This window comes from Blastopirellula sp. SH421 (genome assembly GCF_057808535.1).
Genome location: NZ_CM173712.1, coordinates 1,875,857 through 1,897,387, shown reverse-complemented (window position 1 = coordinate 1,897,387; position 21,531 = coordinate 1,875,857). Strand labels below are relative to the sequence as shown.

Genomic DNA, 21,531 nt, shown 5'->3' with positions numbered 1-21,531 from the left:
TTCCCAATCAAGTTTCAATGGTCTAGCGTCGCTGGATCCAAGGAGCCGGCGCGGAGGATGTGTTGGCTACTGTTAAGTTATCGGCCAAGACTTCGCTCGAATCGGGAGCGAAGCAAGCGCGAACTTCGTGACGCGAAAAATATCGAATCGCTGAAATGTAGTACGAACCCTGGGCAACGGCGATCCCGAGGATAATGCCGATGATGCCGTTGCTATAAGCGATGAGGCCTTGTTGAAACTGAGTATTCGACGCCTCGTGAATGCCGCTCCAGACCTCGTATATTGCGTTTTGCACATGCAGGATCAGGGAGACGAGAAGCGATGCGCCGGCAATCTGCAGCAGTAACATACAAATCGCAAAGAACACCATTTGCCAAGGCGCACTGGTCGATCCTTGGCGAACGCTAGAGCATCCGAACATGAGCCCGACCGGCAGAATAAACGTAGCGCTACAGAGCGCATGCAACGGCCAACGATATCGGTCGAGGATTTTGACGATCGCACCGCGGACAAGTCTCGCATCTTGCAACATGTGGTCGTATTTTGGATCCAGAATTCCCTTATCGATGGGATTGGCAAGCGCGAGAAAAAAGAGAGCGACGTTCGCGATTGCTAGGAAAGCGCCGATCATGGCCAAGCGACGCGCCTGAGGAGGCGCGATATCTCTTCGGCGGCTAGTGATGACAATGTTCTCGGACTTGCTCATCAAAATCCCTATCCGCCGTTCTGACGCTGAAACTATTCATGATACAAAGCGTGCACTTCCGGCTTCGAAAAGTACCGAAAAGCTACGAAATAATAACCGAATTGCATCACCAAAAAACCAACACCGAACGCGGCGCCGACATAAAATCCGAAGTTCATCGCAATTTGCATGATCCGGTCGGCGCTTCCGTCAGGTTCATAATCCTGAAACACCGCTTGTAATATGTGATAATTATCGGATTGCATCAGGACCACAATCACCGCACCAAACAGGTCCACCACCGCTGCGGCGATGATCACCACTTTCAACCAAGTGTCGCCGTGCGGGCGCATTTTGTAGGCTCTTAGCGCCGCCCAAACAAGGAGCGCGGCGACCAGGATCCCCAGCGGTAATAAGATCAACTGATAAACGTGGTACTTGGCTTGCAGGTCGAGCATTAACCGCTGGTACTCGTCGATCATCGGCTGCCCACTGGAGTCAGGCTTTGCTTGGAACATTCGCGGGTAGATGAGCCAGGGGAGACTCATCGCATACGAACCCAGCTTAAATAGTCCCAGGATGATACCTGCAATCGCGATGCCAACCAGTAAGCCGGGCGGTTTGAAGCTGGCGCCTTTTTCGGCGATGACTAGTTCTTCATCTTCGTTAGACATGGGCATTGCGATTGGAGTGAGAGGAGGTAAATCAGCATTCCTAATCGTACTCTCCCCCGATAGCGTCAGTCCACATCCGCCGTTTGTTGTGACGGCGCCGACAGCAATCTCGCGGCGTTCGTACCGCAAATTGTTTTTTTTCGCTGAACTTGCCCCTAGAAGAAGCTCGAAACTATACTTGAAGTAGGGCATTTCCCGGACGACTTGCGGCTTGCGTGCGCCACGATTGGTTATCAACGGCAAACGACAACGACAGCGACTAGGAGGCCGAAAGCCATGAGCGACAACGAACGTAGTTTCGACGTACGTCAGTTTTTTGCAGGACTGACTGAGCACACTTTCTACACCAAGCTCGGGGTTCCTAACCCGAGACTGATCGATTACCTGACCGAATTGCTGACACGGTTCGTCAACAACGAAGTGGTGTTTCGCATCCGCGGCCTGACGGGCAAACCTTTGACAGAGGTCGCCCAAATGATGATGGAAGCCGAAGCTCGCCTCGGGGACGCTCGACGAGATGTCCATCAACACATTGGTGATTTCATTCTGTTTTGGTCTGGCGTTTATCCCGAAGCGCTAAAAAAAATGCGCCGCGAAGATCGCATGGACCATCTAGTCAACTACTGGGCCGAAGGCAAACGCGCTTATCACGCCGCCAGCGAGATCCAGTGGGACCATGATAAGCAGGGAGCCGAACTCTTGGACGAACTGAGCGACAAGTTTGAACTATGCGCTTACGGACTGGGAGAAGTCCGCCGCGAGTGGGAACGGAGAGATAACACCGGAAATGGATTGATGCTGTTTGGATAGAATCGCACGAGACAAATGCCGAATGTCGAAACCAGAAGGACGAAACCCTCGTCCGCTCTGAATTCGTCATTCTAGTTTCGACATTCGGCCGACCTTCTCACCGCTAAGAGTCTCTCCGGAAACTTGCTTTGCGGCTGGGATCAGCGATTTTTCGTGCTCGGCAAGGCGACCGAAGCAGGCGAATCCTCTAGATTCGTCGATGCAGGTCAACGCAGCCGCGTGCGGAAAATCGCTGATCCCAGTTCAAATTGAAGTTTCCGGATAGGCTCTAAGAGACCAAGCCTTTGGTCACCATCATAAACACGTCTTCCAACGTTGGGTCTTTCTCCGCGTAACTGCGCACTCGGACATGGTTGGCGAGTAATTTTTCGAGCAGTGACGCGACTCCGTTGTCGTCGGTTTGCAGTTCGCAGGTGATCAAATTGCGATCGGTTTCAAAGTCGACATCGATGCAGTTCGGATCACTGCGAATGATAGAGAGCCCTACGTCAAAGTTATCGATCAGCTTGATCTGCAGGATGCGATTTTTGCGGATGCGGCGGTAAACTTCATCGATCGGTCCGTGCATCAGCAACTGCCCCCGTTCGATGATGCCGACCGAGGTGCAGCAGTCGGCCAGCTCAGTCAGAATGTGGCTGGAGATGAGAATGGTCTTGCCCATCTTTCGCAACTCTTTCAGCAGCGCTTTCACTTCCAGTCGGGCCCGCGGATCGAGACCGCTCGCCGGTTCGTCCAGGATCAGCACCGGCGGATCATGCACCAACGTCTTGGCCAAACACAAGCGTTGCTTCATACCGCGTGACAAGCCGTTCACAAAGTCATTACGCTTGTATGTCAAGTCGAGCAGTTCCAGCACGTCGGTGATCACCGCTTTGCGTTTGGAACGCGGAATCCCATAAGCGACGGCGAAAAAGTCTAGGAACTCCCAGACCTTCATGCCGTCGTAAACGCCAAAGTTGTCTGGCATATAGCCAACGCTATGTCGGACGCTCATCGGATCTTTAGCGACTGAGAAGCCGTTGACCGTGCCGCCGCCGCGCGTCGCTTTTAGCAGCGTCGCTAGATAGCGAATGCTGGTGCTTTTGCCGGCGCCGTTGGGGCCGATAAAGCCGAACATTTCGCCTGCTTCAATTTTCAGATTCAGGCACTCAACTGCGGTGAATGCGCCGTAGTCTTTGCCGAAGTCGATCAGCTCGATCATAGGATGTCGATCTAAGGAGGTCCGTCTTCAGGTAATAATTCGATGCTTTCAGCGCTGTCTTGCAGCACCTTCTCCGGCTCTTGTCCCAAGATTCGACGCGTATTGACATCGCTCTCTGGATCGGCCAACGGTGCAAACTTCAAATGGGCGACAACCAAAGTTCGCAGCGTGCGCTGCGGAGCCTCGGGAGTGATCGTAACACCAGGCACATCTTGATCGGTCCAGCCGATCAGGCGGACGTCGCCGGCTTGCAGATGCCGCACATCTTTGGCGACGTTCAACAAGCGTCGCAAGCTGACTTCGGCATTCTTGCTATCGGGCGAAAAGACTTTTGCTTGGTTCCACTCTGAGCAAACGCTCCATGGATCGGTCATCGGCTCAAACCGAATCATCCTCGTTTGCTTCGGATTCAATTCACCGATCCACGCGACTTCCAACGCGCCGGTGGGGCCATTGCCGATACGGCGCAGTACGGCGACGTCATGAATCGCCAAATCGCCACGATAGATCACTTCGGCCGACTTTCCGTCCTCGGACGGTTTCCATGAGAAAACCGCCTCTTGGGAGAGCGACAACATATATTCGCTATGCATGCGGCCGGTCGAGTTCGACATCACATTGAAGCCGGTCAACGATGCAGACAACCCTTCTTGATCAAACCGCACTTCGGTCGTCAAATCGCCAAACCGAGTTGGCGCCGCTTGTCCGGTCCCAAACGTCAGCGGCAAAGCGAGCGCCGAAGCTTGATCAAATTCAGAGTGATAACTGGTCGACAATGATGTATACAACGACGTGTACCGAGCCATATGGGCGCGATGATAGTCAGGCTGAATCTCTAAAATTCCGATCTCGGTCCGATTGCGGGCAAACCCAATATCAAGTTGCGCCAACTTAATCACTGCGAACGAGCCGACAATCGCGATCACAGGCGCAGCGATCCAAGCCCATTCGACACGACCAATCAACCAAAACAGACCCCAGTTCAGTGGGACTAGCACCAGCAAGTAAACCGCCGTCACTCGCAAAATAAAGGCCGCATCCGGGATCTCGATTCCAGAGGCTTCGACCAAGCATTCACGAGCCGCGTTGGCGGCGCCGCTATTGTCATTCCAAGCGGCCACGCCTGCATCGGTCGCAGTGAAGCCTGCCGTGGGCTGGGCTGCAAAGCGTGTTTCAGGGATCTCCTCAACAGCGATTCCGACATCGATTTCGTTGCTATCCCGGCGAACAGCCGCCGGCGCAAGCCCATTGGCTTCGCGATATTCATTGTCCAATTTGTCGTAGCGGCGTGACGAGCTTTCGACGTCGCGGCTAAAGTATCGCAACTGCGAGACCGCTAACGGGTCATTGCGCGATCGCTTGGAATCCCAACGCGTCGTGACAAATTCGACATCGGTGACTTCAAAACGCCGCGCCGGACGGCGCAAAATAGCGGCGTTAAAAAAGTTGTCAAAGTTCTTCCACTGCTTTGTGAGGCGTGGATCGCGCAGTTGAAACGCCGTCGCCGTGATACGTCCTCGACCGATCCGGCGTTCGACAACCAAATCGGCCGTATCTTGAACGTAATAGGCGTCTTTATGTAGATTCAATTTGACGCCGCGCGCCGGCGCATCCCCTAGCTTGAGATCGTAGCGCACTTGCTTGTTGTTGACGCGCTCGTTCAGCACATATTTTTCATTCCATGGTTCAAAGCGAGCTTGATCCAGTTCTTCGGCGCCATCTGCCTGGGCCGGTAAATAATCGGCCAAAAAGCTAAGCCGTAATCGATCAAGCGACCCCGGCCCGCTGATGATCAACTGCCCTCCCCAGTGAAGCCAATCCAGTAGCGCCTCTTGCTGATAAGTCGTGAGCGTCTGTTGGTCGATATCGTCCCAGATGATGACGGCGATGCTGGTCCAAGTCAGCGGATTTTCGGGGAGCGGCGTGCGGTCAATAATTTTGGGCGTCACCACACGATAATGGGGTGCTGCTTCGTTTTGATCCATCGATGCCGAGAGCGGTTTGACCGTATCCAGCGCGCTCAGAAATTGGTACTCATCAGAGTTCGCGGCCAACACGACCATATAAAACTGATGCGCCGGCATCGCCAAGGTCGGCAAGACTTCGGCCTGCACGACGCCACCACCGCCGCGAGCTTGCAGCCGACACTGCAACCAACGACTGTTGCTTGCTCCGTCGGCGGGATTCGGATTTACCTCTGGGACATAGTAGGTGACGTCCGACCAGCTTTCTTGCCCTTTCGCCAGCGCGATGGGGCGCGTTGCTGAAAAGTAATAGTTAGTCCCAGGCAACGGAATCGAGCCGCCGGTTTGATTGGTCGTCTTGGAGTAGAGCTCGCCGCGGTAGTCAAACTCATTCGCTTTCAAGCGAATGCTGCCGCTGACCCAATGGCCCGGCTTGATGTAGTTACCCGGGCCTCGATCGTCAAAAGGGAGTGCTCGAAACTCTGGCGGCTCAAAATCTAGCTTTTTTTGCTCTTCCGCCTGCTTCTTCTTTTTGGCGGCTTCTTCCTCTGCCGCTGTTTTGGTGCGCAGGCATCCACTACAGCCAGGCACGCTGATCACGATCGCAAGTCCTAATAGAATCGCCAGCGTGGTGAACCACGACATGCGCCAGCGAGCGTCAGAGACGAGCTTGATGGACTTACGCGAGATTGGCTTCGGCATAGCGGAATTCGCGGGAGGAGCGTCTCAATCCGAGGAGGAACATGCGCCACGGCAAGTACTTCGCAGCAACTGCTGTAAGTTTAGGGCCCAGCCCCCGTTGGCGAAAGTGATTGAACTATTTTTCCGGTTTTCTTTCGTTCTGCTCCAAATCGCTAGGCAGATCGACGTCATGTGGCCTGATCCCGGACATGGCGACCCCGCGCCATTGATTTTTCGAAAACAAATCGCGAATTGTCTCATTAGCCGCCAATTTCATGACTTGATCGGCGATTTTCCAGGGAAAAAGAACGGGATGACTCCTGCGATGGTCATAGGTCGCCGCCAAGATCTGACCTTGCTGTGGATCGTAGGCTTTCAGCAGCGTTTCGATGGCGCCGCTCTCGAGCGTCGGCAGATCGGCCGGCGCCAAGAGCCACACATCCTCAACATCGGGCGAAAAATTTTTCGTGATATGCGTCAAACCTGCCCGAACCGAATCGACCATCTCTGGCAATGGTGCGTCGCTGAGCAGCAATTCGACGTCACAGTTTTGTAGATGGGCCCGCAGCTCCGCATGGTCGGCCCGGACGACAACCACGATGTTATCAACTCCGCCGCGATGGTACGCATCGACCACGCGATCGATAATCATCTCCCCTTGGTATGACAGCAACAGCTTGTCGCTTCCCATCCTTCGGCTGCGCCCTGCGGCGGGGATGATGGCGAAGCTGCGGAAATTTTGTTGGGCCATGCGTCAGCTGTTTCGGCAGGCACGGCCTGCCCTATTTTATTGGTTGCGTACTGCGATGAGCTGGGCGACGATGCTGATCGCGATCTCGGGGACGGTCTGCGAGCCGATATCAATACCTACAGGAGCAAAGACAGCAGCCAACGACTGCTCAGAAACGCCTTGTTCGCGGAGGTCGTCAAAAATCAAGCGAATCTTGCGGCGACTTCCGATCATGCCGACATAAGCGGCGCCCCGATCGATCAGCCGCAACAACGCCTCTTCGTCATGATTATGCCCGCGAGTTACGATCAAACAGAAGTCACGCCAGCCCAATTCAAGCTTTGGCAATACTTCCGCCAGTTTCCCTACAATCCGTTGCTGGGCAGTCGGAAACCGCTCTGCCGTCACGTACTCGGCGCGATCATCACAAATCAGAATGTCAAAATCGACCTGCTCGGCCAGCGCTGCGACCGCTTGGCCGATATGACCTCCGCCGACAATGATCACCCGGCAACGCGGTGAATAAGGAAGGTATGCGATTCCCTGCTCGACGTGCGATCGAGGTCGCTGTTGAAGCGGTTGAATACCAGCAACAATCACATCCGCTTCACAAGCTTGCTCACCACGCAAGCTAGCAATCAACTGCGCGTCGCAATCGTACAAGCGCAGTTCGCAGGTTGCGGATTCGATCTGAATCGCTTCGGTCCCCCCCTGCTCTGCGACGGCGAACAGATGCTGGTAGTAGTGACGCGTCGCGGCGTCAGCGCCAACTGGATCAATTAGTACCTTCATCCGTCCACCGCAGATTAATCCATCGTCCCAGCCATAATCCGAGTCCAATTGGAAGGTCATGATTTCTGGCCGTGCAGCCGCCAAGACGCGTAGCGCCTCGCGGCGGACTTCGGCTTCGACACAACCTCCCCCCAGCGTGCCAGCCTGAGCTCCGTCGGGATAGACCAGCATCGCAGCGCCAGGCTTTTGCGGAGTCGAGCCACGCGTTTCTACCAGACGACACAAGACGACCTGCTGGCCGTCAGCGATCGCTTGTCGAAGCTGACTCTGTACATCGCGCATGAGAAACTAGGCCGGTTCCAACACTTGAATTTGCATCCCTTTCACAATTTCACTCACTTTGGCGCGATATTCTTCCATGTGCGGGGCAACTAGATGCGCTTTTAGCGCTGCAATCGATTCCCATTTTTCCATCACGGTCACCACATCGCTGCGGAGTGGAACTTGTGGCTCAAGTCCGGTCGCGACATCAATGGTTGGACCATATTCGATACAGCCATCCTCGGCATGCACCAGCGGGACCAACTCATGAAACGCGGTAATAAATTGTTCCCGCGAGCCGGGCTCCAGCTCAATCGTCGCGATCACGTGTATCATCGTAGTAATCTCCGTAGTTGGCAAAATCGAGCGCCCAGCGGCAAACGCCTAGCGAAGTAGTAATTTACCAGATTCGCCACTGCGTATCGCCAGGACTCTGCCGGAATGCCCCCTGACTTTGGCGGCCGGCAGTCTGTCAGGTATAGTGAAGGGTACTTATTTACTGCTTCGCCCAAGGATCTGGCTCGCTATGCCGTTTGTACGTCTTTTTCCGTTTACTTTCGCCCTCATCGCATTGCTAGGTTGCGGTCGTTCACAACCGATCGCACCCAAGATTCCGATTGCGATGCCAGCCGATGGAGGAGCGGCAGGCAACGGGTTTGACTCCAGCTGGACAGACGATTATGCAGTCGCCGCTCGCTTGAAGCCGAGCACAAGTTCACCGCCAACAGTCATTGCGGCCACCAATCGCAACTCGTCTGCCGGTGGCAGCAGCCCGGCGACTACGACACCACCAGCCACGACGCCGACGATGAGTCCGTCTCGGCCGTCCGTCCGCCCCCAGCCGTATGTCGCCAACCCGATTGATGTGGCGAAGCTAGCCCCGACGTTGGAACCTATTGTCGTCAAAATTTCGATTACTAAGCCCGATCGTACGGTGATTCAAGGGGCAGGCGTAGTCGTCTCCAAAGATGGCGTAGTCGTCACGACGGCAACCTTGCTGAAAGACGCAGTCGCCGGCGAAGTCGAGTTTTGCAATCAGCAAAAAACGCTCATCAAGGGGTACTTCCCGACGCAAGATCTGGGCGATGACGAACTCGCGGCCATTATCATTGACACGCATGGCCATGAATTAGAAGCTGCCAGCGTGGATCCGCTGATCGCTGGCCAGCGGACTTCCGCCATGAACAACGATCCCCTGCTTTATTTTGATACGCGTCGGTTTCCCTTCGCGTCGCTCCAACTGGTTATCACCGGCAGTCGATTAACCTCACGAGAATCAACCGACGCCAGCATCCCCACTCCCAAATATACCCAACTCTTTTTCATTCCTCCGCCGGGCGACTCTCCGCAGGGTAGCCCGTTGTTTGATCGATCGGGAACCTTGATAGCGCTGACCTTAAAGACTCTGCCCGGCGAAGAATTGCGTGCGTTGCCGGTCAATGAGATTGCCGAGCATTTGCCTGGTTTCTCTTTGGCGAATGCAACCCTCTACACCGATACGCCGGCGCCAACTCCCCCGCCAGAAATGCCGGCGAGCGGCACGCGTACACTTGCTGGCGATCTCCCCGTAGAGACGATTGCCGCTCCGTCACAAGCAAGCTTGGGCATGATGGCTTCGGTGATTCGAAACGGCGGCCCCAGCGTGCAAGTTGTCAACTACAAGCCGCTCCCTGCTTCCCAACAATTCATCCACTTCGCCATGTCGCCAGACGGACTTTGGGCCGCGGTCCTCAGTAGCGGCGGCAAGATCGATGTCTACGACCTCAGAATCCGCAAACATATCGGCGTCATCTCGACGTCGCAGGGTGACTTTCTCGACGCGGCGTTTCTCGCCCAAGGTGGCAAGCTGGCGACGCTCCGCCCTCGCTACGGCGCTAGCGACAAACCGTTGTCGATTTGGGACCTGAAGAATCTCTCTCAATTGGGGTCGTGGGAACTCGACCTCGACGCTCAGCAGCTCGCGATCTCCAAAGACGAAAATGTGATCGCACTGGCCGACTCGCACGGCTCGGCAATGTCGCTCACTTTTCCAGGTGAAATCGGTGACAACTTTGAAAAAACGCCGGTCCTCGCCAGAGAGTCGGAATCGGCCGAATTGACCGTGATGCAGATCGATCCGAACAGCAAGAACTTGATCCTGGGATTTGCCAACGGCAGTGTGGATGTGATCAAGATGACAAACAGCCGACTGCGGAAGCTCACCGGTTTCAAACCGCATCTCGTCGCAATCCGCGGGCTCAGTATTTCTACTGATGGAAAAATGCTCGCGAGCTGCAGCGATGATGGGTCTATCCGCATCTGGGAGCAATGGCAAACCGATTTTGAACGCAAAACTGTCGAGTTACGTGATAACGGCGACCCCATCCATGATGTGGTGCTTGGGTTCGCCGGGCGCTTGGTAATCGGAGTTTGCGGCAAGGCTGGCGCTGTCTTGTGGGACTCCAAATCGAGACGCGTGCTTGACCGGTTCGATACGACTCCGCCTCCGGTCAAAGTGATCTTTAGCGAGTATGCCAGTAAGTTTGCGATTGTCTCCGAGGACGGCAGGTTCAGCGTTTGGCCGATCAAAGGCCCCGGCGGCTAGACTACTCTAGAATTTGAGAGCACTTCGCGTCTCCACTCGGTTGGTGTTAAGATGTCGCTGCGTACCCCCGTTACGAACGACAGTTTTAGCCCCCCGCATGTGATGATGAGTCGTCTCTTTTACTGGTCGCTAACGTCGGCGTTGGCCGGTTTTTTATTTGGGTTTGACACGGTTGTCATCTCTGGCGCCGAACAAACTATTGAGCAATTGTGGCAACTCGACAAATTCACGCATGGGCTGGCGCTTAGTGCAGCTCTATGGGGAACGGTAATCGGCTCACTGATCGGCGGTTGGCCGACTGATACGTGGGGACGTCGCAAAACGCTCCTCTCGATCGGCGTTCTCTATTTCGTCTCGGCGGTCTGGTCAGGCTTGGCGACGGATGTCACCACGTTTATGATCGCCCGGTTTATTGGTGGATTGGGGGTCGGCATTTCGACCGTTGCGGCGCCGCTCTACATCTCAGAAATCTCTCCCCCAGAGCGACGCGGCAGTCTGGCGGCGATGTTTCAGTTCAACATCGTCTTTGGCATCCTGGTCGCTTATGCGTCGAACGCGATGCTGGCCGGCATCGGCCCCGACGCTTGGCGCTGGATGCTGGGTGTCGAAGCATTTCCGGCGATTATTTACACGCTGATGTGCCTGACGCTGCCTGAGAGTCCGCGGTGGTTGATTACGAAAAAAAACGATCGCGAAGCTGGACTGCGGGTGCTGCAAATGATCGCTCCCGAACGATCGCCCGGTGAGATTGACGCACTGGCCGACGAAATCACAACCGCGGCGACGGTCGAGAAAAAGTCGCTATCTGGTTTCTGGTCGGCCAAGATGGCGACGCCGATCATGCTTGCCTTTCTGGTCGCCTTCTTCAATCAAATGTCAGGCATCAATGCGATTTTGTACTTCGCCAAGCGTATTTTTGAAGCCGCCGGTCTCACAGAAGGAGCGGCGCTACAGACGTCGATCGGCATCGGCGTGATCAATTTAATTTTCACCTTTGCCGGCCTTTGGTTGATTGATCGATTGGGCCGCAAGACGCTCCTCTTTATCGGGTCGATTGGCTACATCGTCTCGTTGGCTGGCTGCAGTTGGGCATCCTCGAACGAGCAGCATGCGGTACTAGCGGCAGGCGTCTATCTCTTCATTGCATCGCACGCGATCGGCCAAGGCGCCGTGATCTGGGTGCTGATTTCGGAAGTTTTCCCCAATCGCTTTCGCGCCATGGGGCAATCGCTCGGCAGCTTTACCCACTGGATCTTCGCCGCTTTAATTACGCTAGTCTTCCCTTACTTTGCCGAAGTGTTGGGGATGGGCGTCATCTTCCTGTTCTTCTGCGGCATGATGGGTCTGCAGTTGATCTGGGTTGTGGTGATGGTCCCTGAGACCAAAGGGGTGCCGCTCGAAGAAATGGAGCGGAAGCTAGGAGTGACGTCGTAGATGAGCGAGCCGGAGAATCCATTTGCCACACCGCAGATAGCGGCTGACGTCAAACCGAGACCGCGGGATGGTTACCTGACCAAGGGAATCTTGTGCTGGGCCTCTTATGTAATATGCTGGCTGGTGCCCTGGGGACTCACTGGGCTGCTCATGATTATCGGGCCGCTCTGCGGCGCCTACGTCTTAAAATCGGCTCCGCTTCGCTCGCCTGCTCGCATTCACGCCGTCATTGGCCTGCTGCTTTGGGGCGTGACAATAATCCTAGTTCAACTGCTCGGAATTCTGTAAACGTGCGATTTCTAAGAGTGATAACGCCGACAGCGGCGACCGATGCCGTCGCGTCAAATCCCCCAACATCCAAATTGTCCGCTTCGTAGCTTGCGGATCAGTTCGTCCCCTCGCTCTTGAAATGCGGCTGGGTCCATCAGCATCGCTTGCAAAGCATGAGTCTTCGCTTGCTGCGGCTGCTGCGCATCGTCATAAAATTGGGCCAGCAAAAAGTGAGTCTCTGCGGTTGGCGCCAAACCAAGCAGCTGCTGATAGGCGGCTTCGGCCTGTCGATAATTGCCCAGCTTCCGCTGACAATAAGCGATACCGGTGGTCGCTTTGATGGAGCCTTCCGTTCGTGACTCGCTGGCAGCCTCAACGATCCACGCTTTCTCCGCTTGCTGATAACTATCCAACGCTTGCCGATATTGCGACTGCGTTTCATAGATTGTGCCACGCAAGTTGGCGCCTCTGGCCGAGTTACCAACAGCATCATCCAATCGTAAAACTTCCAGCGCCTCGTCGATTTGTCCCAAGATCGCGAAGTCCCGGGCTCGTCCTAGGATCGCTTCTTGATCCGCTTGGCTCGCGAGCGGCTGGAACGTTCGCCGCTTGATCCGCGGAATGATTTGATTCAAGTATTGCTGCAGCTGTGCCAGCGGGCGATCTTGAAAGGTCAGCCGATTGCTCATCAGTTGCATGCGGCTCAAGAGAGCAGACGCTTCGCCCAGTCGCGATTGCTCCATCTGTCCCGCCAATTCTTTCAAGTCACGCTGACATCGAGCCTGTTGGTAAAATGAGGGGAGCAACAACAAGATCACGACGCTCAAGCTAATTTGCAGCCCATCAAAGCGATAGCTGATCGTTAGCTCTGACCGCTGAAAACGTCGGATCACCACTGCACCCAGTAACAGCAGGCCTATTGTTGTCGCTAACGCGGCTACAATCCGCAGCATGCTTCCTAGCAGGGGCAGTTGTTGTAAATCGCTATCTTTCAACGGCCCAAGCAGCAACGCAACTACGACAATCGCCCAGCAGCATAACGCCAGGCCCAAAAAAACTGTCGAACCACAACAGCGACTTAGCCACCGCACGATCAATGTCGCAAGCCAGAGAGAGCATAGCAGTGACACAATCGCCACATCGCGCCAGACAAACGGGAATGGCAGCTCAGGTGGAAGCAACCAGCCGGCAGCCAGGCAGCTAACCCCAACGACCACCGCCAACAAAGTCAAGGGATCTGTGTTGGATTCGTTCATGCCGTTTTCCCTACGACAGACGGCTTTGCTGCGTCGCGACGCCAGATGATTCCATCATAGGCGTAGTGCAAAAAAGCGACGATAACATTCAAGAACAACCAGGTTTGCAGCCAATGTTGATTCATCAACCAGCCCCCCATGCCGATCACTACTGCAAAGACTACCAGCGTAATTCCCCAGCGCGGCGCAAAGTAAGCCAGCAACCCCATTCGATCCCCATGTCGCGAATGCCGCCCTTTAACCGACCACCCGATAATCGCTAGGTACTCGGTAGCATGAAACAAGGCGCTGGCAGTGGTCAAACACAACGCGAGCGCCGGCTGTCGCCAATGAATTGCGGCCAACAAACTACCGTAGAGCGTCAACGTGCTGGTTAGATAAGCGGCGCCTCCCCAACTGCGCTTCGCACGATACAAATACTCACGCAATAGTAAACCGCCGATCACAAGAAATGCGAGCCAATCAGAGCGATCCAGAAAGCTCTCCCAGGCCAGCGTCGCGCTCGTAAAGAGGGCGACTCGCAGCGCGACGTATAGCAACAATAGACGCATTGCCCAACGTTCGACAAACAACGCCGTCGGTTCGTCGGGCAAGTTGCGCCGATACAGTCGGTACACACCGTGATGTTGGGCGGCAAAATGCCAGGCATTCCAGATGTAGTCAATCGCCAACAAGCATGTCAATCCGCCGGTCATCAGCAGCACCGTCGAACAGGCAGTCAAAGAGACAGCAGCCAGTAGCAAGAAGAGGGCACGTCGTTGGGCAAACCGATCCCGATCGAGAAACACGATCAACAGCGTGATCCAGCGATGCGGAGTGGTGACAAAGTAGACTTGCCAAAACTGCAATCCATCACGCCCTACAAAGCCCTCGTCCCATTGCAGTAACAATACGAGCGGCCAACCAAGATTGGCGACAAACAACAAGTCATACCAGGGACCAATCAACCACGGCGTACCGCGTACCGCCGACGTGGTGCGAGCCTCCGCTCCATACATTAACTTCGCAGGCTCGCGAGCTGTTCCCTGGGCCATAACGGTACGAATCTTTGGCTATTTTCGCTCTAGCTGGAAATCAATCTCATTGGACGAGACCTCTTTGACGGTCGCGACTAGCGGAGACTTTTCATAGTTCGAATACTTTGCGGCGATCTGCTTTTCGCGGGGAACCGTTTTTCCAATCGCACCGACAGGGCCTTCTTCTGGCGCCGCATCTGGCTCTTGAACGGTCACCTGATCGATGACAACTCGAAATTCGCCGGCTCGCGAACCATCGCCAACTTCATAAGTAGTCAGCGAGTAAGAACCATCGGTCTCGATCGTTCCGCCTGCCGCTTTGCCCGCTTGGCCGTCGATGGGTACAAACGCAATACTTCCTCCCCCCTGCATCGGCGCTCCATCCAGCAGGATCTTGCCTTGAACGGCATAAACCGGGACCTGATCGTCAGGCGCGCAACCACTGCTAACAGCCAATAGCGCGATGATTCCTAGCAAACTCTGGCGCAGAAGGGGTAAGTAATTCATATTTCTTCCCACACGAAAAATGAAACGAACAAGGGGAAATTTTAAGCACACAGGTCAGCGGCGAGTGGCGCCGCACGCAGTCCCACCCAGCGAGCGACTACGGTTCTGTGAGGATTTCGGCGCCACCGCGGCTCCCTAGTCCTTGCCAGATCGCCAAGTCAAGGTTCTCCGAAATAAACCGGCAACTGCCGTCGGCCATCGATATCTGCACGCCGCCGACATGGTACGAGCGTGCCGCTGCGAACAAAGTGGGATAGTCGCTGCTTGATGTGCAAGGCATCTTTTCATCCGGCTTCGAGCGGCAGCCCCAAATCTTGTCAGCGACTGCTGAGTTCGGTCCGGTGAGCGTACTAAAGACGTTTCCACCCATGGTGGCGTAGGTCCAAGTACCGCGCACATCCTGATACGAAGGCCCAACACTGCTGGGCGTGCGATATTGAACTTCGCTTAGCGCGATGGTATTGGACGTGCCATCGACGATGTCTCGCATGTTGATTTTAGAGTTGTTGCCGAAGACGCCCCCCTTGTCGCTCGTTTTGGTGTCGACTTGACCGTATCCGCCGCGACCATAGCAAGCGGCGTAATTGCCGCGTGCTAGATCCTCTTGGCCGGTTCCGTTCGCCATCTCTTCTTCGCTGAGCGGGTGCGAAGGACAATCCATCGCTTCCAGATGCTTGTCGCCGATCGGCGTAGCGGCATAGGTGCCGTTGCCAAACCAGTCGACCGCTTCGGCGCGCTCGCTGACAATCTTCATAAAGTTATCGTGCAGCGGCTGCTGCTCGAGGAATGGTAACATCAGACAAATCCAAGGCCCGCCAATCCCTGGTGATCCGCTTCCATGCCGGCCGTTCGGATCATCGCCCACAGGGTTGATCACGCCGGAAGGAAAGACCAGAAAAGTGTCATGGTAGTTGTGCGTCGCAAGCGTCAGCTGCTTCATTTTATTGGTGCAAGTCATCCGGCGAGCCGCTTCTCGCGCTTGCTGCACCGCAGGCAGAAGCAGCGCGATCAAAACGCCGATGATCGCAATCACGACCAACAGTTCTACCAGCGTAAATCCATGACGCCTTCGGACATAGTTCATGAAAATCTCCTTGCTTTAGCGACTCTATGAATGGGCTAACGAGGCTCGACAGTCGCCGCCGAGAAAAAACAACGTCGGCTTAAGGTGAGATATCAATAGGGATGGTTATGGTGAGACTCCCTCAGGACAGACTCACATTGCGGATAGCGTACCGACGAAATGTGTGCAAACCGTGAAGTCTGATCGGAAATTTGATGAGGAACCTAAAACTCAACGTTGCAGCGATTAAGCCTGCCATAACAGACAACAGCGGCGACATGCCTGCCATCGGAAATAAACCCGTAAGTGCAACTAGCGCAGCAAAAAACGCGACCGTCGCCGACCGCGTCTTTTAAGCTCCGCACTTCTAGTTCGTTCTGATCGACTACACGTACTCTTGCGTCGTTGGCTTCAAGACCAGTTCTGGCACATGCGCCCGCGGGGGCAAGTTGCAGATCGCTAAGACCACTTCTTTAAAATCTTCCGGCTGCAGCATCGTGGCGCGATGTTCTTCGGTCACTGGTTTGGGACGTTGCTTCAGTAGCGGCGTGTCGACTTCGCCGGGATAGATATTGGTGATTCGCACGCCGTTTTTGTTTTCTTCGTTGCCTGCTGCAGTTCCCAAGGCGGTCAGTGCGAACTTCGATGCGGCGTAGGCGATACCTCCCAGCGCGATAGCGCGTTTGCCGGCGATGGAAGAGATATTAATGATCAGGCCATCTTTCCGCTCGCGCATTTGAGGCAGCGCGGCGTACATCAGGTTGTAAGCGCCGGTAGTATTGATCTGCAGCATCCGATCCCAGTCTTCTGGCTGCATCGCTTCCATCGAACGGTTTTTGATGTTTACGCCGGCGGCGTTGACCAGGATGTCGACTTTTCCCAGGGTATGATTGGCCCAGCTCAGCAGATCCAGCACGCTTTGGCGATCTGCAACGTCGACGCTATGACAATGGATCTCGGCCGTTGTCGACGCAGCCCCCTCTTCCAGCACCTCAAAGCGACGCCCGGCGATGCCAACTTTGGCGCCTGCTTCGGCCAAGGCTTGCGCGATCGCCAAGCCGATTCCGGTCCCACCACCCACAACTAACGCTGATTTACCCGCCAGACTCATCGCTTCTCCTTCGCTGTTCTATTCAAAAGTTGCTCAATTTTGTGCAAATCATTCATTTCAGCAGTCTCGATAGCTTACCAACTAGGTGAACATCTTGCCGCTGGAGGGCTCTTTCCAATATCCGATTCACGGCAGGAGAAGTTGGTTTCCGGCAGGAAGGTGAAGATTTTTTGCAAGTTCACCGAATTAGTCCCCACCGCCGGTGGAGAGCGCCCTGTACCCAACTCGTACCGAACTGCTTAAAATCGGGGTTTGTTTTTCATTTCCGCTCGCCCCTAGGGGAATTGCTGCCATGAACGCTTCGGTCTCCGACGCTGTCCAACGCGTTTTCAACTTCTCGGCCGGTCCCGCCGTCTTACCGCTGCCGGTTTTGGAACAAATCCAACGCGATCTGATCGCCCTCCCAGGCGTCGGCAGTTCAATCCTAGAAATCAGCCACCGCAGTCCCGAGTTCATTGCAATCGCCGATGACGCCAAAGCGCGAATCACCAGCCTGCTGAATGTGCCCGACACGCACGATATTCTGTTCCTGCAGGGTGGATCGCGGCTGCAATTCTCGATGATTCCGATGAATCTGCTACAGGAAGGCAAACCGGCCGACTATATCTTGACCGGTTCGTGGGGCAAAAACGCCAAAGCCGAAGCAATCAAAGAAGGCAAAGTCCAAGTCGCATGGGATGGGGCCGATTGCAGCTACAATCGTCTGCCGAAGCAAAGCGAGCTGAAGCTGGACGCGAACGCCTCGTTTGTCCATCTGACCTCGAACGAAACGATCGAAGGGGTTCAATTTCTCCACGAGATCAACGCCGGCGACGTTCCGGTTGTCGTCGACTGCTCGTCCGACATCTTCTGCCGTCCGCTGCCGGTCGATCAATACGGCTTGGTTTATGCTTGTGCCCAAAAGAACGCAGGTCCGGCTGGCGTGACGATGGTGATCATCCGCAAAGATCTGCTCCAGCGGGGCGATGCCGAACTACCAGGCTATCTGCTGTATCGCAACCATGCCGAAGCGGATTCGATGTGGAACACCCCGCCGACCTTCGCGATTTACGTGATGGGCCTGGTCGCCAAATGGCTGCAAGAAGATATCGGCGGCTTGGCGAAGATGGAAGAGCTCAATCGTGAAAAGTCGACCCTTCTCTACGATGTGATCGACAGCAACGCGGATTTCTACACGGGCCATGCCGAGAAAGAGAGCCGTTCGCTGATGAACGTCACTTTCCGTCTGCCCAATGCTGATGTAGAGAAGAAGTTCTTCTCCGACGCGGCCAAACTGAACCTGACCAACTTGAAAGGTCATCGCAGTGTCGGCGGAGTTCGCGCTTCGATCTACAACGCGATGCCGATGGCCGGCGTCCGTGCTTTGGCCGACTTCATGCAGCAGTTCGCCGACGACAACAAATAGTCGCTCGGGTCATACTCCCACCCAAAGATCTTGCATCCCTCAGCTATCGAAGGCTTCGCTCATGCCCAAAATTCTGGTTCTCGATGAATTGTCGCCCGAAGGCCTAGAACTGCTCGACGCAGCGGAAGGCTTCGAGTACGAGATTCGGCTTAAACTCGCCGGAGAAGAACTCCGCAAGTCGTTGGCCGAATTTGACGGCGCCATCTGTCGCAGCGGGGTCAAGATCACGGCCGAGTCGCTAGAAGGAAACACCCGGCTCCGCTGCATCGCGCGAGCCGGCGTCGGCACCGACAATATCGACAAAGACGCGGCGACCCGCTTGGGGATCGTCGTGATGAATACGCCGACCGGCAACACGGTCAGCACCGCCGAGCATGCCTTTTGCCTGATGATGGCCTTGTCGCGCAACGTCGCTTCGGCCAATCAAAGCTTGGTCGAAGGTCGTTGGGACCGCAAAAAGTACATGGGCTCGCAGTTGGCCGACAAAACAGTCGGCATCGTCGGACTGGGTCGCATTGGCCAAGAGTTCGCCAAGCGAGCGCTGGCGTTTGAAATGCGCGTGATCGGCTTTGATCCGTTTATCAGTCCTGAGCGAGCCGCCGAATTGGGCATTGAGCTCTACTCGTCGGTCAAAGAGATGTTGCCGCTGGTCGATTACTTGACGGTTCACACTCCGCTGACCAACGAGACGAAAGGGCTAATCAATATGGAAGCCCTCGAAATCATCAAGCCGGGCGCTCGTCTGATCAACTGTGCCCGCGGCGGTATCTATGAAGAAGCGGCCTTGGTCGAAGGTTTGAAGAGCGGCAAGCTCGGCGGCGTCGCCCTCGACGTTTATGCCGAAGAGCCGTGCACCGACAGCGCGCTGTTTGGAATGGAAAACGTCGTCTGCACGCCCCACTTGGGCGCCAGCACCGAAGAAGCCCAAACGCAGGTCGCCGTCGAAGCGGTCCAGCTGGTCACCAACCATCTAAAGACCGGCGAAATTCGCCATGCGGTCAATGTGGCTCCGATCGATCCGAAAACGCTCGACGCAATGCGTGGATATCTGGATGTGGCCTATCGCATTGGTCTGTTCGCCGGCCAATTGCACGGCGGCAAGCTGAAGTCCTGCAAGCTGAACTATCGCGGCGAAGTCGCCGGCAAAGATACCAAGCTGCTGACTGCGTCGTTTTGTGCCGGCTTGCTGGAACAAGCGATGGACGAAGGGGGCGCCAACATCATAAACGCCCAGATGCTGCTCGCCGAACGCGGTGTCACCATCTCGACCGAAAGCAGCACCGAGATGGGAAGCTTCTCCAGCTCGATCACGGCGACGCTCGAAGAAGATGGCCGCACTTCGCAAGTCGGCGGCACCCTGTTTGGCAACGACATGCCGCGATTGATATTGATCGATGGACAACGCTTAGAAGCCTATCTCGATGGGACTCTCTTCTTGTTCGCCCACAATGATGTCCCCGGCATCATCGGCCGCGTCGGTACGATCTTCGGCAACCACAGCGTCAACATCGCCCAGATGGCGGTCGGACGTTCCAGCACCGGCGGCGCCGTCGGCGTGTTGAACCTAGACGGAGCCCCGCCGCAATCGGCCGTTGACGAAGTGCTGCAAAGCGCCGACATCACGACTGCCCGGATCGTCGAGTTGCCCCCGGCCGGCGAACTGCCGATGTGGCTGCGCTAGACGCCCAAGATTTTGGAGCCATGCTCTATAGCCGAAAGAGCATGGCGCACGGCGAAAAGTAATCCTCAATGAGTCTGCGAAGACCATTGAGGATAACTGCATTCTGCACAGTGAATCACAAACTTAGCCTCTTCGGAGCGGTGATTTGGAAGCCGTCGGCTATATCACAACCGTGATCGTGCTCATCTTCGTGTGCGGAGGTGTGATCTCGGTAATCGCTTCGTTCTTCAAAGCGAAACAGAATTCGCCAAAGCTCGCCGGGACGATCATCCCAGAGATCGGCGAGGGGTTCGACATCAGCAAAAGTTATGACATCGTCTACAGCGGCGGGGGCTACGATGGAGAGTTCTCCGAACGGCTGCACGGGGTGAGAATCGTCGGTTATGTCGGCCGAGAGGATGACGAGTCCGTTTCTAAAATGTACATGCGGGGACGGTGGCTCGTGGTCGAGTTCGCGGATGGTAGGCGAGCGTACCTCATGCCGCACTCGATCGTGTCATTGCAGGAGTCTGCTTTGACTGCCCCCGCTTAAACCATTATTGTTCCTGCAAATCCAAGATCGCCGAGTTTTGAACCCGGCGACTGCGTGGTAAACTCGTGCGAAACAGACAATCAGCACCAGGAGCAATCGATGGCGACGCAACTGACTTGGTACGGACATGCAACTTGGTTGATCGATACCGGCAGCCACAAGATCCTGCTCGATCCTTTCTTTGACGAGAATCCTTCGTCCACGATCAAAGCGATCCACGTCGCAGCCGACGTCATCCTTCTTTCGCATGGCCATTTTGATCATGTCGGCCTCCGCAGTGATGGTAAGTTTGACGTCGTCGAAATCGCCAAACGAACCGGCGCCCAAACAATCGCCAACTATGAGATGGGCGAGTGGCTCGGTCGCCAAGGGGTTGAAAATGCCGTGGGCATGAACATCGGCGGCACGTTTCAGTCGCTCGCCGGTCCAGTTCGCATGACGCAGGCGATCCACAGTTCTTCGCTGCCCAATGGAGAATACGGTGGCAACCCGGTCGGCTTCATCCTGCAGGTCCCTGAAGGACTAATCTACATGGCCTGCGACACCGATCTGTTCAGCGATATGCAGTTGATCGGCGAACGGGGAATCTTGCTGGCGATCGTCCCGATCGGCGATCATTATACGATGGGGGTCGAAGACTCGATCCGCGCTATCCAGTGGATCACGCCGCAGCACGTCGCGCCAACCCACTACGATACCTGGCCGCCGATCGCCCAAGATGGGGCCGCGTGGGCCGAGCAGGTGAGGAGCAAGACGAAGGCGACCCCGCATGTGATCCAGCCGGGCGAGACGATCACACTGGGATAAGAACAGCAACTCCCAGGCGCAAGTCCCCCCGTCTGTTGATGCAATTGGCCCTTATTTACCTATTCTT

20 protein-coding genes are annotated in these 21,531 nt (G+C 55.5%); 8 read left to right on the top strand and 12 right to left on the bottom strand.

All coding sequences use genetic code 11. The annotated features are described in order from the left end of the window. Nucleotides 1-22: 22 nt before the first annotated feature. On the bottom strand, nt 23-706 hold the full coding sequence (locus SH421x_RS07810) for a hypothetical protein (RefSeq protein WP_488854858.1): 684 nt from the start codon (nt 704-706) through the stop codon (nt 23-25). A 32-nt stretch (nt 707-738) separates the two neighbouring features. Then, on the bottom strand, nt 739-1,359 hold the full coding sequence (locus tag SH421x_RS07805; protein ID WP_488854857.1) for a hypothetical protein: 621 nt from the start codon (nt 1,357-1,359) through the stop codon (nt 739-741). A 276-nt stretch (nt 1,360-1,635) separates the two neighbouring features. Between SH421x_RS07805 and SH421x_RS07800 the strand changes: the two genes are divergently transcribed. Beyond that, the gene (locus tag SH421x_RS07800; protein WP_488854856.1) at nt 1,636-2,169 is read left to right on the top strand and encodes a hypothetical protein; all 534 of its coding nucleotides are present in this window, start codon (nt 1,636-1,638) and stop codon (nt 2,167-2,169) included. Nucleotides 2,170-2,437: 268 nt separating this feature from the next. Here SH421x_RS07800 and SH421x_RS07795 read toward each other — a convergent pair whose 3' ends face one another. The 5 genes from SH421x_RS07795 to SH421x_RS07775 form a co-directional block, all read right to left on the bottom strand. After that, nucleotides 2,438-3,370 (bottom strand): ABC transporter ATP-binding protein, encoded by a 933-nt coding sequence (locus SH421x_RS07795; protein ID WP_488854855.1) that lies wholly within the window; start codon nt 3,368-3,370, stop codon nt 2,438-2,440. Between the two features lie 11 nt (nt 3,371-3,381). After that, a complete protein-coding gene (locus tag SH421x_RS07790; protein ID WP_488854854.1) occupies nt 3,382-6,036 on the bottom strand; it encodes a hypothetical protein in 2,655 nt (884 codons plus the stop codon). A gap of 115 nt (nt 6,037-6,151) precedes the next feature. Then, entirely contained in the window at nt 6,152-6,766 is a 615-nt protein-coding gene (locus SH421x_RS07785) for a nucleotidyltransferase family protein (RefSeq protein ID WP_488854853.1), read from the bottom strand. Between the two features lie 36 nt (nt 6,767-6,802). Continuing rightward, nucleotides 6,803-7,819: an XdhC family protein gene (locus SH421x_RS07780; protein WP_488854852.1), complete on the bottom strand. Its 1,017-nt coding sequence runs from the start codon at nt 7,817-7,819 to the stop codon at nt 6,803-6,805. Between the two features lie 6 nt (nt 7,820-7,825). Next, entirely contained in the window at nt 7,826-8,134 is a 309-nt protein-coding gene (locus SH421x_RS07775) for a putative quinol monooxygenase (RefSeq protein ID WP_488854851.1), read from the bottom strand. 190 nt (nt 8,135-8,324) lie between these two features. Here SH421x_RS07775 and SH421x_RS07770 point away from each other — a divergent pair, with 190 nt between their 5' ends. The 3 genes from SH421x_RS07770 (at nt 8,325) to SH421x_RS07760 (ending at nt 12,104) form a co-directional block, all read left to right on the top strand. Further along, nucleotides 8,325-10,382: a WD40 repeat domain-containing protein gene (locus tag SH421x_RS07770; RefSeq protein ID WP_488854850.1), complete on the top strand. Its 2,058-nt coding sequence runs from the start codon at nt 8,325-8,327 to the stop codon at nt 10,380-10,382. Nucleotides 10,383-10,484: 102 nt separating this feature from the next. Further along, a complete protein-coding gene (locus tag SH421x_RS07765) occupies nt 10,485-11,816 on the top strand; it encodes a sugar porter family MFS transporter (protein WP_488856418.1) in 1,332 nt (443 codons plus the stop codon). Continuing rightward, entirely contained in the window at nt 11,817-12,104 is a 288-nt protein-coding gene (locus tag SH421x_RS07760) for a hypothetical protein (protein ID WP_488854849.1), read from the top strand. A 53-nt stretch (nt 12,105-12,157) separates the two neighbouring features. On the opposite strand, the gene SH421x_RS07755 is transcribed toward SH421x_RS07760, so the two are convergent. The 5 genes from SH421x_RS07755 to SH421x_RS07735 all read right to left on the bottom strand — a co-directional run bounded on the left by SH421x_RS07755 (nt 12,158) and on the right by SH421x_RS07735 (nt 17,039). Continuing rightward, complete coding sequence (locus tag SH421x_RS07755) at nt 12,158-13,342, bottom strand: tetratricopeptide repeat protein (RefSeq protein WP_488854848.1); 1,185 nt, start codon at nt 13,340-13,342, stop codon at nt 12,158-12,160. Further along, the gene (locus tag SH421x_RS07750) at nt 13,339-14,376 is read right to left on the bottom strand and encodes a hypothetical protein (RefSeq protein WP_488854847.1); all 1,038 of its coding nucleotides are present in this window, start codon (nt 14,374-14,376) and stop codon (nt 13,339-13,341) included. Before SH421x_RS07750 ends, SH421x_RS07755 begins: the two co-directional genes overlap by 4 nt. Nucleotides 14,377-14,394: 18 nt before the next feature. Beyond that, on the bottom strand, nt 14,395-14,865 hold the full coding sequence (locus SH421x_RS07745) for a hypothetical protein (RefSeq protein WP_488854846.1): 471 nt from the start codon (nt 14,863-14,865) through the stop codon (nt 14,395-14,397). 97 nt (nt 14,866-14,962) lie between these two features. Further along, on the bottom strand, nt 14,963-15,949 hold the full coding sequence (locus SH421x_RS07740) for a DUF1559 family PulG-like putative transporter (RefSeq protein WP_488854845.1): 987 nt from the start codon (nt 15,947-15,949) through the stop codon (nt 14,963-14,965). 364 nt (nt 15,950-16,313) lie between these two features. Then, a complete protein-coding gene (locus SH421x_RS07735) occupies nt 16,314-17,039 on the bottom strand; it encodes an SDR family oxidoreductase (RefSeq protein ID WP_488854844.1) in 726 nt (241 codons plus the stop codon). Between the two features lie 292 nt (nt 17,040-17,331). On the opposite strand from SH421x_RS07735, the gene serC reads away from it, so the two are divergent. The 4 genes from serC to SH421x_RS07715 all read left to right on the top strand — a co-directional run bounded on the left by serC (nt 17,332) and on the right by SH421x_RS07715 (nt 21,464). Further along, nucleotides 17,332-18,444, top strand: a complete 1,113-nt coding sequence (gene serC, locus SH421x_RS07730) for a 3-phosphoserine/phosphohydroxythreonine transaminase (RefSeq protein WP_488854843.1) — start codon at nt 17,332-17,334, stop codon at nt 18,442-18,444. Between the two features lie 61 nt (nt 18,445-18,505). After that, the gene (gene serA / locus SH421x_RS07725) at nt 18,506-20,125 is read left to right on the top strand and encodes a phosphoglycerate dehydrogenase (RefSeq protein WP_488854842.1); all 1,620 of its coding nucleotides are present in this window, start codon (nt 18,506-18,508) and stop codon (nt 20,123-20,125) included. 145 nt (nt 20,126-20,270) lie between these two features. Beyond that, complete coding sequence (locus SH421x_RS07720) at nt 20,271-20,657, top strand: hypothetical protein (RefSeq protein WP_488854841.1); 387 nt, start codon at nt 20,271-20,273, stop codon at nt 20,655-20,657. A gap of 99 nt (nt 20,658-20,756) precedes the next feature. Then, the gene (locus SH421x_RS07715; protein ID WP_488854840.1) at nt 20,757-21,464 is read left to right on the top strand and encodes a metal-dependent hydrolase; all 708 of its coding nucleotides are present in this window, start codon (nt 20,757-20,759) and stop codon (nt 21,462-21,464) included. Nucleotides 21,465-21,531: the final 67 nt, after the last annotated feature.

Coding starts and splice junctions, on each gene's coding strand:
- SH421x_RS07810 (WP_488854858.1), bottom strand. CDS start 706: ATGAGCAAGTCCGAGAACATTGTCATCACTAGCCGCCGAAGAGATATC.
- SH421x_RS07805 (WP_488854857.1), bottom strand. CDS start 1,359: ATGTCTAACGAAGATGAAGAACTAGTCATCGCCGAAAAAGGCGCCAGC.
- SH421x_RS07800 (WP_488854856.1), top strand. CDS start 1,636: ATGAGCGACAACGAACGTAGTTTCGACGTACGTCAGTTTTTTGCAGGA.
- SH421x_RS07795 (WP_488854855.1), bottom strand. CDS start 3,370: ATGATCGAGCTGATCGACTTCGGCAAAGACTACGGCGCATTCACCGCA.
- SH421x_RS07790 (WP_488854854.1), bottom strand. CDS start 6,036: ATGCCGAAGCCAATCTCGCGTAAGTCCATCAAGCTCGTCTCTGACGCT.
- SH421x_RS07785 (WP_488854853.1), bottom strand. CDS start 6,766: ATGGCCCAACAAAATTTCCGCAGCTTCGCCATCATCCCCGCCGCAGGG.
- SH421x_RS07780 (WP_488854852.1), bottom strand. CDS start 7,819: ATGCGCGATGTACAGAGTCAGCTTCGACAAGCGATCGCTGACGGCCAG.
- SH421x_RS07775 (WP_488854851.1), bottom strand. CDS start 8,134: ATGATACACGTGATCGCGACGATTGAGCTGGAGCCCGGCTCGCGGGAA.
- SH421x_RS07770 (WP_488854850.1), top strand. CDS start 8,325: ATGCCGTTTGTACGTCTTTTTCCGTTTACTTTCGCCCTCATCGCATTG.
- SH421x_RS07765 (WP_488856418.1), top strand. CDS start 10,485: ATGATGAGTCGTCTCTTTTACTGGTCGCTAACGTCGGCGTTGGCCGGT.
- SH421x_RS07760 (WP_488854849.1), top strand. CDS start 11,817: ATGAGCGAGCCGGAGAATCCATTTGCCACACCGCAGATAGCGGCTGAC.
- SH421x_RS07755 (WP_488854848.1), bottom strand. CDS start 13,342: ATGAACGAATCCAACACAGATCCCTTGACTTTGTTGGCGGTGGTCGTT.
- SH421x_RS07750 (WP_488854847.1), bottom strand. CDS start 14,376: ATGGCCCAGGGAACAGCTCGCGAGCCTGCGAAGTTAATGTATGGAGCG.
- SH421x_RS07745 (WP_488854846.1), bottom strand. CDS start 14,865: ATGAATTACTTACCCCTTCTGCGCCAGAGTTTGCTAGGAATCATCGCG.
- SH421x_RS07740 (WP_488854845.1), bottom strand. CDS start 15,949: ATGAACTATGTCCGAAGGCGTCATGGATTTACGCTGGTAGAACTGTTG.
- SH421x_RS07735 (WP_488854844.1), bottom strand. CDS start 17,039: ATGAGTCTGGCGGGTAAATCAGCGTTAGTTGTGGGTGGTGGGACCGGA.
- serC (WP_488854843.1), top strand. CDS start 17,332: ATGAACGCTTCGGTCTCCGACGCTGTCCAACGCGTTTTCAACTTCTCG.
- serA (WP_488854842.1), top strand. CDS start 18,506: ATGCCCAAAATTCTGGTTCTCGATGAATTGTCGCCCGAAGGCCTAGAA.
- SH421x_RS07715 (WP_488854840.1), top strand. CDS start 20,757: ATGGCGACGCAACTGACTTGGTACGGACATGCAACTTGGTTGATCGAT.